This is a genomic window from Cellulomonas triticagri, assembly GCF_003696205.1.
GTDB classification, from domain to species: domain Bacteria; phylum Actinomycetota; class Actinomycetes; order Actinomycetales; family Cellulomonadaceae; genus Cellulomonas; species Cellulomonas triticagri.
This window is the reverse complement of sequence record NZ_RFFI01000151.1, coordinates 1-7,641: the sequence shown is the minus strand read 5'-3', so window position 1 is coordinate 7,641 and position 7,641 is coordinate 1. Positions and strand designations below refer to the sequence as shown.

Genomic DNA, 7,641 nt, shown 5'->3' with positions numbered 1-7,641 from the left:
CGCCGCGACGGCGTCCGCGGCCGCGCGCACCGCCCGGCGCCGTTCACGCCGCGAGCTTCGCGCCCCGGTCACGGTCAGCGTGTGGGTGCCCACCGGGTCGGCCCCGCCGCCGCGCCGCCCGCGCGGCGGTGTCGCCACCGCCACGACTGCTGCGCCCTGCGCCTCGCTCGACCGGGTCTCGGTCGGTGGTTCGGCCTCGGGTGCGTCCGGTGGTGTGTGGGTGGGCAGCCCGAACGCCGCCCCGGGTGTCGTGGTGGCGGTGTCCGGGGTGGTGCGGCGTCGACGCCGGACGAAGATCGTGGGGCGGACCAGGTGGCGCGTCATGCGCGCGGTCCGATCCCCAGGGGCAGTGCCGCGGTGCAGAACGCCGCCCACTGGTCCCCGCGCAGCAGCTTCAGCTCGAGTCCCTTGGCGGTCGAGCGCAGCCACAGCTCGCCGACGCGCAGCGCCTCGGTGTCCGCGGCGGTCAGCGTGATCCACCCGGAGTAGCTCACGTCGGCGAACCCGGCCTCGAGGTCTCCGCGGCGCCGGGCGAGGTCCTTGCCCTGGGCGTGGTGTGCCACGGACTCGGGGCGTCCGAGCTTGGCGTTCACCGCGGACGCGGAACTGTGCGACGCCTCGGCGTTCCTCAGCCGCTTCTCCGCGGAGTGCACCGCCCCCGGGCGCCACATCTGGGTGAACGTCCGGCACACCGTGCCCGTGGCGACCAGGTTCGACAAGAACCCCGCCCGCGCGGGCACGGCCGGCCACTTCTCCACCCAGAACGTGCGGTGCACACCGGAGTCGGTGACCAGGTGGTCGTAGCGCTCGTCCGCGACGGTTGCGAGCACCGCGTCGGCGTCCAGGCACCACCCCGCGGCGGCGAGCATGTCTGCCGCCGAGGGGTCGAAGGCCAGCCGCACGGCGGCGCGGATCTGCGCCGGGGACCACCACGCGGCGTCCTCGGTCCGGACCCCGCACTCGGGCAGCCCGGCAAGCAGCTGCGCGACCCGGTCGCCCAGCACCCAGGACAACCCCTCGACCCCGCCGCCGGCGGCGTCGACCTGCGCCGAAACGACCGGAGCGGCGACGGTGATCGTGATGACGTCGTCGCGGGTCAGCGACGCGGTCATGGCCGGGTGGTCGGCGAGCTCGGCAGCGTCGATCGACCCCAGGTCCCCAGGCGTCGGGGTGCCCACCGCTGGTGGGGTTCCGGGGTAGGTGCGGGCGTGCTTGACGACCTGCACCACGCCCTCGGCCGCAGCCAACGTCTGGCACAGGTTCGTCAGCCCCGAAGCCCGGGTCGCCTTCTGCTCAGCGGAGGCCAGCGCCCACCCGTGCGTGGTGACCCGCAGGACCACGGTGGCCTGCTGGGTGACCTTGTCCCACAGGAAGCACCCGCCGTCGAACACGGTCCCGACCATGTCCAGCACCGTCAGCCGCTCCCCGAGCGCGCCGGGGATCGCGATCGCCCCGGCCCGGTCGCCGGCACCAACCCGCACGACCGTGCGGGTCTGACCCATGACCTTGCGCAGCCCGAACAGGCCCACCACGCTCACCCTCTCCAGGAACGACCTGCCCTTGTACGACCCGCACGCCAACACCAGCACCGGGAGCGTCCACCACAGCGCCGACGCCAACGCCGCGGCGAGGTCGCCGGCCGCGATCAGCGACCACACCGGCCTGGACAGGCCGATCGCCACCAGGGCGAGCTGCCCGCCGGACAGACCGGCCACGACCCCCGAACGCGAGACCGGGGCGAACACCGCCTGAGGCACCTGTCCCGACACCGTCACCGCCCCCCGAACGGGTTCGGACCCCGACCGGGAGCCGCCGGACCGGCGCCGCCGGGCGCGGCGCCCGGGGCCGGCCTCGGGGCGGGACCCGGTCCCGGCGCGGGCGTGGGGCTGTCGGAGCCCCCGACCGGCTCGGGACCGCCCTCGTGGCCACCGGCGCCGCGGCTACCGTCGGCGCCTGCGCTGCCGGACCCGCCGCCAGAACCGCCGCCGGAACTGCCACCGGTGGTGGTGTCGCTGCCCGCGGCACCAAACCCACCGGCGGCGCCGGAGCCGCTGCCGGGTGCGGTCGCACCGGTACCGCTCGTCGCAGAGCCCGCCCCGCCGGGAGCACCAGGGGCACCCGCACCCCCGGTGCCCTCGGGACCGGGTGGCGTCCCCGCTGCGGGCGGGTCCACCGGTCCGCCGGTCGACTGGTCCGGTGTCACGTCATCACCGGTCGGCAGGTCGTCGCCGGGGTCGGTTCCGGCCTCCTGGTCGCCGACCGACTCCTGCGCGCCGTCGACGGGGGTGTCCTTCGGTGCCTCGTCCTCGACAGGGGGGTGGTCGGAGCCGGGCTCGGGCGGGTTGTCGCCACCGCCGCCGTCGCCCTCGGGGGCCTCGACGGGCGCGTCGTCGTGCTGCTGCTCGCCGCCGGTGGGGGTGTCGGTGTCCTCGACCTGATCGCCTTGCTCACCGCCGCCAGGAGCGTCGCCGTCCTGGGGTTCCTCCGACCGGCGGTTGAGCCTCTCCCCCATGGCGGTGAACATCTTGTCCAGCCCGCTCACGCCGGCCTTGGCGAGTCCCGCGGCGTCGGACCCGAGCTTGCTCAGCGCCTCGCTGTTCGGACCCTCCAGCGCGAGCTTGGTCGCCCCGGCCTGCGCGGCCTGGGCCCCCAGCCCCTTGAGCGCGGAGGCGTGAGCGGTCAGCGCCGCGGACAGATGCCCACCGGCGAACGACACCAGCGACATCGCCAGCGCCGGGGAGAAGATCGCAACCCACAGCCCGACCGTGCCCATGATGAACGAGGCCAGCCCGCCCTCACCCGCGAGCTCCAGGCACAGCACGATGATCCCGGCCGCCAGCGGCTTGGTCAGCAGCAGCCCGAGCACGATCTCGACCCACTTCGCAGCCATGCCCCGGGTCCCCTTGAACCCCATCAGCATCAGCGCGGTCGGCGCGAACCCGGTCGCCACGAGCAGCCCGAACGCGCGGGCCGCCATGACCATGGTCAGCAGCAACAACCCGATCAGGCACACCAGGGCACCGAGGACCACCACCGGCCACCCGCCACCGACCGTCAGGGCCGTGATGCCGCCCAGGGCGGCGCCCATCGCGGTCCCGGCAGCGGTGGTCCCGATGACCCCGCCGCCATCCACGTTGTCGAACATCTGCCCGGCCAGGCCATCGGTGACGGCGACGAGCTCGGCAAGCAGCAGGATCGCGGCCACGGTGATCGGCCAGGCCAGCGCGGCGGTCATCCCCGCGCGCAGCACCCGGGCGGTGTCCCGCACGATCAGGCCAGCGACGACCTCGACCGCGCACATCCCGACCGCGACGATCGCGAACACCGCACCCCACCGCGAGGCCTGCCGCGTGGCGACTTCCCACTGCCCGGAGGAGATCTCGGTGAGCGGGTTGTTGAACGCCAGCGACATGAGCTGCTCGGCCGGGCCGGCGATCGCGTCGGCCATGACGCCAGCGATCCAGTCCCCGATCGCCTCCAGTGCTGCCTTGATCGGGTCGGACCACCACGACCCCGAGCACACCACCACCACGATCCCCAGCACCACGAGCGTGCCGGCAGCCGTGGCCAGGCGCCGGACCGGTGCCGGGCGCTGCCGCCACCAAGTGCGCACCAGGTGCGGGGCGAGGGTGACCTCGGCCAGCACGCCGGGTCCGGCTCGGCCGCTGGTCTCATCCCAGTGCCCCAGGACGGGGACGGTGGTGGTGGGTGCGGGGGTGGGCATCAGAAGCCCAGGTCGAAGCCGGTCGCCCAGACCAGGAACGCGAAGATCACCGCGATCGCGACGCCGGCGATGAACGCCCACAGGATGATCGTCGCCGAGACCTTCTGGACCTGCTGGGAGGACGACAGCCGCCCCGCGATGAACATCGCGATGCCGACCACGGTCAGGATGCCGATGATGATCAGGCAGGTCGCTTGCAGGCCACCGGCCCACTCCTGCAGCTGAGACATCCACGGGAACGCGGCGAAGTCGATCTTCACGCCCATGTTGTCCGGGATCGAGGACGCCGGGACCGCGGCGGGCGGGGCGAGATGAGACGAGAACACGGTGGACGCATCCCCCTTCGGGTGGGTTCGGGTGGTTCACCGGCCACCCCGCACCCACCGGACTCCGGCGCCGGAATCGATATCTCCACCGCCGCCTCGCCTGCTCACACCGGCGCGGCTCACCACCCGCACGGGGAGTCCGCGAGGGGGATGGCCACGTGAGAGCTCTCCCGCCTCAGCGCAAGGCACTCCAGCGCTTCGGCCCCAGCACGTACCGACCGCCGCCGTGTCCGCGCTCGAACGCGGACCGCGAAACGCCGCGTCCGCGCCACCGCTTTGCGCCAGAATGTGCACATGACGAACGATGGAGCATCGCAGGACTGCGACGACCAGTGGGACTACACGAACAATCGGCCCAAATTCGCATCATTCTGCATAAAGATGATCGAACAGGAGCGTCGGTCGATTAGGTCGATCCTTGCCGACGCCCATGCCCTCATGCTTGACGAGTCCCAGATTTCATCCGAGACACCCTGGGTGAGAGATCGCGATCTGATTCGCGGAGACGAGTTTCTCGAATGGGCGCTTCTATCAGTAGGATTCGAGCATTTCCAGCGCTTGGCGATAGCAGCAGACGACTACACGGATGCCGTTATTGCAATCGTAAATCACGAACGACTTCGGGTTCAGCCGGCCTGGAGCGCATGTCGCGGGGTGATGGAGTCAGTCCTGCTTTCGTGTTGGCTTGTCGATGCAGAGAAAGCTCCCGAGATGAGGGTGGCTCGAGCACTGTCGCTCTTGCCCTCGGTCTACCAGGGTGCCATCGACACGCTTCAGAAATTTCCTTCGCAGGGCGAGGAGCTGGCCCGCAAGCAGCAGGCGAGTAGCGAGCTGATCGCGCTCTATCGAAAGAATCGCGTGGAGGTCGTCCGGAAGGTCAAAGGAGGCCAGGTAACCGACTTGGCCACCTCGGTCGTATTCAGAGACAACAAGGCAGCTTTCAGTAGGAACATCACGCAACTTGCACAGGCCTACCTCCCTGACAGTCCCTGGCTGTACCCGTTGCTATCAGGCGCCGCCCACTCCGAATCCTGGCTCCTGTCCGGAATCAACACCGGCACGCTCGAGCAATCATTGAACTCGATCTTTATGCCACTCCTGGCCTTCGGAGAAGCGTATGCGCGGGCACTTTGCTCGTACTTCGGCATGGACGCACGACCTCATCTAGCCGCGAACGAACGGCGCCTCAAAGCAATGGTCCTACGAGCCGGTACGCCCGCGAGCTCCGCCGCGGACAAGCCCACCGCATTCGGGGACCTCGGTTCAGGATTCATTGAGGAGTTCGTGTCGCAGCGCCAGCGCTAGCACACGATCAAGTCGCCAGGCTGCGGATCCGCAGCCTCACCACCCGAGGGTGATGTTCGCGTACCGGGCGACCGCCGCGGCGACCGAGCCCAGTACCAGCGCCGCGACAACCCCCACCGCCACCGCGCCGGAGGCGAACGAGGCGGCCTTGTCCGACACCCGCAGGCCGGCCTTGCCTGCCACGACCGTCACGACGCCGAGCACGACCGCGATCCCGCACCCGATCAGCCCTGCGGCGAGCAGCCCGCCGGCCAGGTCCCGCAGGGTGTCTCCGACTGCGCCGTTGACCCAGGTGAAGTCCAGCCCGAACCCCTCGAGCACCGGTTCCGCGGCCACCCGGGCCATGAGGTTCGACCCCTGCGTGTCCGGGGTCACGGGGTTGCCTCGATCCACGCGGCGCCGTCCCCGATGACCGCGGACACGACCTGCCCGTCGGTGACCTGGACCTCGCACCTGACGTGCACCACCACCTGCCCCACCCCGGCGTCCGGTGTGGTGGTGACGGTCGCGTCGAGCACCACCCAGCCCGGGGGCCACACGTGCGGGTCGGAGACGTCCACAACCGTGACCTGCCCCGGCTGGGCCGCACCGGCGCCGAGCTCCGCGGCCTCGTCGAGCACGTCCCCGGTGTAGTCCTGCACCCGCGCGTCCGGAGCCAGCTGCTGCGCCCGCGCGGCCGCCGCGGTGGCGTCGGTCTCCTCGGGCGTCCACCCGAGGAACGTCGCGACCCATTCCTCGGCGACGGCAAGCGCGTCGTCGGTGGCATCGACGGCGTCGGCGGCGGGATCGGGGGTGCCGGTGATGGTCCCGGCGCCGTGCCGGAACGGATGCCCGTCACCACCGCTCCCGTCCTCGGAGGCGGCGGGTGCCGTGGGTTGCACGGTGGCGGTGGGTGTGGGGTCCTGGGTGGTGGAGGCGGGGTGCAGCAGCCACCCGATCGCCGCGGCGATCACTCCACCGCACACCACGAGCGCCCCGATGCCGATCGCCAGCGTCTTGCGGCCGCGGGTGGTGTTGCTGGTGTCGTCCATGGTTCAGGTCCTCCGAGGTGAGCGGTGCGGGGCGGTCGTGCCACTGGGTGTCATCGCGTGGCGCCGACGTACTCGAAGTGCCACGCCTCGGGCTTGGACCCGCCTTGCTGGGCCCAGCCGGGAAGTACCCACCCGTGCGCGCCGGCGTTGGTGCGCATCCAGTTGTGCTGGGGGGTGCCGAACTTGTTGATCCCGCCGCCGAGGTCCACGGCCAGGCCCCACCCGTGGTTCGAGGTCCCGGGTGTCGCGGCCAGCCAGCCCTTGCTGGCCTTGACCCGGACCTGGGCGTCGTAGTCCCGGTAGGCGTCGGTGATCGAGATGTTCGCGCCGAACGCCGCCCGGTAGGCGCCGTTCACCCCTTCCAGGGCGGCCGCGGCATCGCAGCGCAGCCGCATCGCGGGCGCCCAGCTCAGCGAGCACAGCTGCTCGGCCGGGATGCGGCCGTTGGAGTGCCCGCCCCACTGCCCACCCGCCCCTCCCCCGCCTGACCCCGTGCCCGCAGGGGCGCTAGGTGTCTCGGTGGCGGCCGCGGAGGCGAGGCCCTCGGCCTCGTCGGCCCCGCCCAGGACAGCCATCAGACCGCCGAGCAGAGCGCTGGCGAGGACCAGCACGACGGCGAGCACCGCGACCAGCGCGCCGCCGCACCCGATCAGGACCCGACGGCGCGTCTTCTTCGACCCAGCCGCCTTCGCCGCACCGACCGCGACCAGCCCGGCGCCCATCACCACACCCCGCGTTCGCGGGAGCCGATATCGGGCACGGGTGCCAGGCCTCCTCGGTCAGGGGCACCGAGGGCGCTGGCGGTGGTGACGGTGGAATGCACGGGTGGTCTCCTGCTCGGGTCAGGGGGTCGGGTCTGGTGCGTCCCCCGTTCGGGCACCGCCGCGGGGCGACCGGGCGATATCGCCCGCCCGACCGACCGGCCCGTGGCCGGCGATCCCGGGTGGGTGGTGGTCCAGGAGGCCAGCGCCTGGGCGACGGTCGGCACCCCGACCGGCGGCCCCTCGGCGGTGCCCGTCCGGCGTCCGCCAACGAAGTCGTGCGCACCGGTGCTGGCCAGGGCTGCAGGCTGGGCGGCGCTGTCGTCGTGCGGGTGGGCGGCCGGGTGGTCGGTGCGGGCGCGGTGGCGGGCCGCGTCCAGGGCGGTGCGTCCGGCCGCGGCCGCGGACCGGGCACGCTGCGACCAGATCCCCGTCGCGGTCCGAGCGGCGCTCGCCCACTCGGCCTGGCGTGCGACGAGCGCGGCGTGCGCGGC

8 protein-coding genes are annotated in these 7,641 nt (G+C 72.3%); 1 reads left to right on the top strand and 7 read right to left on the bottom strand.

Translation table 11 applies throughout. The features are described from left to right. From EBM89_RS22280 to EBM89_RS18565, 4 genes are all read right to left on the bottom strand, one after another. The coding region (locus EBM89_RS22280; protein ID WP_233571849.1) for a hypothetical protein at nt 1-324 on the bottom strand (324 nt) is incomplete at its 3' end. Continuing rightward, complete coding sequence (locus tag EBM89_RS18575; protein WP_147463622.1) at nt 321-1,757, bottom strand: SCO6880 family protein; 1,437 nt, start codon at nt 1,755-1,757, stop codon at nt 321-323. The genes EBM89_RS22280 and EBM89_RS18575, both read right to left, overlap by 4 nt. Before the next feature lie 14 nt (nt 1,758-1,771). Further along, the gene (locus EBM89_RS18570; protein ID WP_122151112.1) at nt 1,772-3,724 is read right to left on the bottom strand and encodes an ICP22 family protein; all 1,953 of its coding nucleotides are present in this window, start codon (nt 3,722-3,724) and stop codon (nt 1,772-1,774) included. Then, complete coding sequence (locus tag EBM89_RS18565; RefSeq protein WP_147463621.1) at nt 3,724-4,050, bottom strand: hypothetical protein; 327 nt, start codon at nt 4,048-4,050, stop codon at nt 3,724-3,726. The genes EBM89_RS18570 and EBM89_RS18565 overlap by 1 nt, the downstream gene beginning before the upstream one ends. 294 nt (nt 4,051-4,344) lie before the next feature. On the opposite strand from EBM89_RS18565, the gene EBM89_RS20940 reads away from it, so the two are divergent. After that, a complete protein-coding gene (locus EBM89_RS20940) occupies nt 4,345-5,355 on the top strand; it encodes a hypothetical protein (protein WP_147463620.1) in 1,011 nt (336 codons plus the stop codon). 36 nt (nt 5,356-5,391) lie between these two features. On the opposite strand, the gene EBM89_RS18555 is transcribed toward EBM89_RS20940, so the two are convergent. From EBM89_RS18555 to EBM89_RS18545, 3 genes are read right to left on the bottom strand one after another with little or no spacing between them, the layout of a single operon-like run. Next, entirely contained in the window at nt 5,392-5,730 is a 339-nt protein-coding gene (locus EBM89_RS18555; protein WP_122151109.1) for a hypothetical protein, read from the bottom strand. Next, a complete protein-coding gene (locus EBM89_RS18550; RefSeq protein WP_122151108.1) occupies nt 5,727-6,386 on the bottom strand; it encodes a hypothetical protein in 660 nt (219 codons plus the stop codon). Before EBM89_RS18550 ends, EBM89_RS18555 begins: the two co-directional genes overlap by 4 nt. 50 nt (nt 6,387-6,436) lie before the next feature. Then, nucleotides 6,437-7,108, bottom strand: a complete 672-nt coding sequence (locus tag EBM89_RS18545) for a M15 family metallopeptidase (protein WP_122151107.1) — start codon at nt 7,106-7,108, stop codon at nt 6,437-6,439. Between the last annotated feature and the right edge of the window lie 533 nt (nt 7,109-7,641).

Excerpts from the sequence above, each read along its gene's own strand:
- EBM89_RS18570 (WP_122151112.1), bottom strand. The coding sequence starts at position 3,724 with ATGCCCACCCCCGCACCCACCACCACCGTCCCCGTCCTGGGGCACTGG.
- EBM89_RS20940 (WP_147463620.1), top strand. The coding sequence starts at position 4,345 with ATGACGAACGATGGAGCATCGCAGGACTGCGACGACCAGTGGGACTAC.
- EBM89_RS18550 (WP_122151108.1), bottom strand. The coding sequence starts at position 6,386 with ATGGACGACACCAGCAACACCACCCGCGGCCGCAAGACGCTGGCGATC.
- EBM89_RS18545 (WP_122151107.1), bottom strand. The coding sequence starts at position 7,108 with ATGGGCGCCGGGCTGGTCGCGGTCGGTGCGGCGAAGGCGGCTGGGTCG.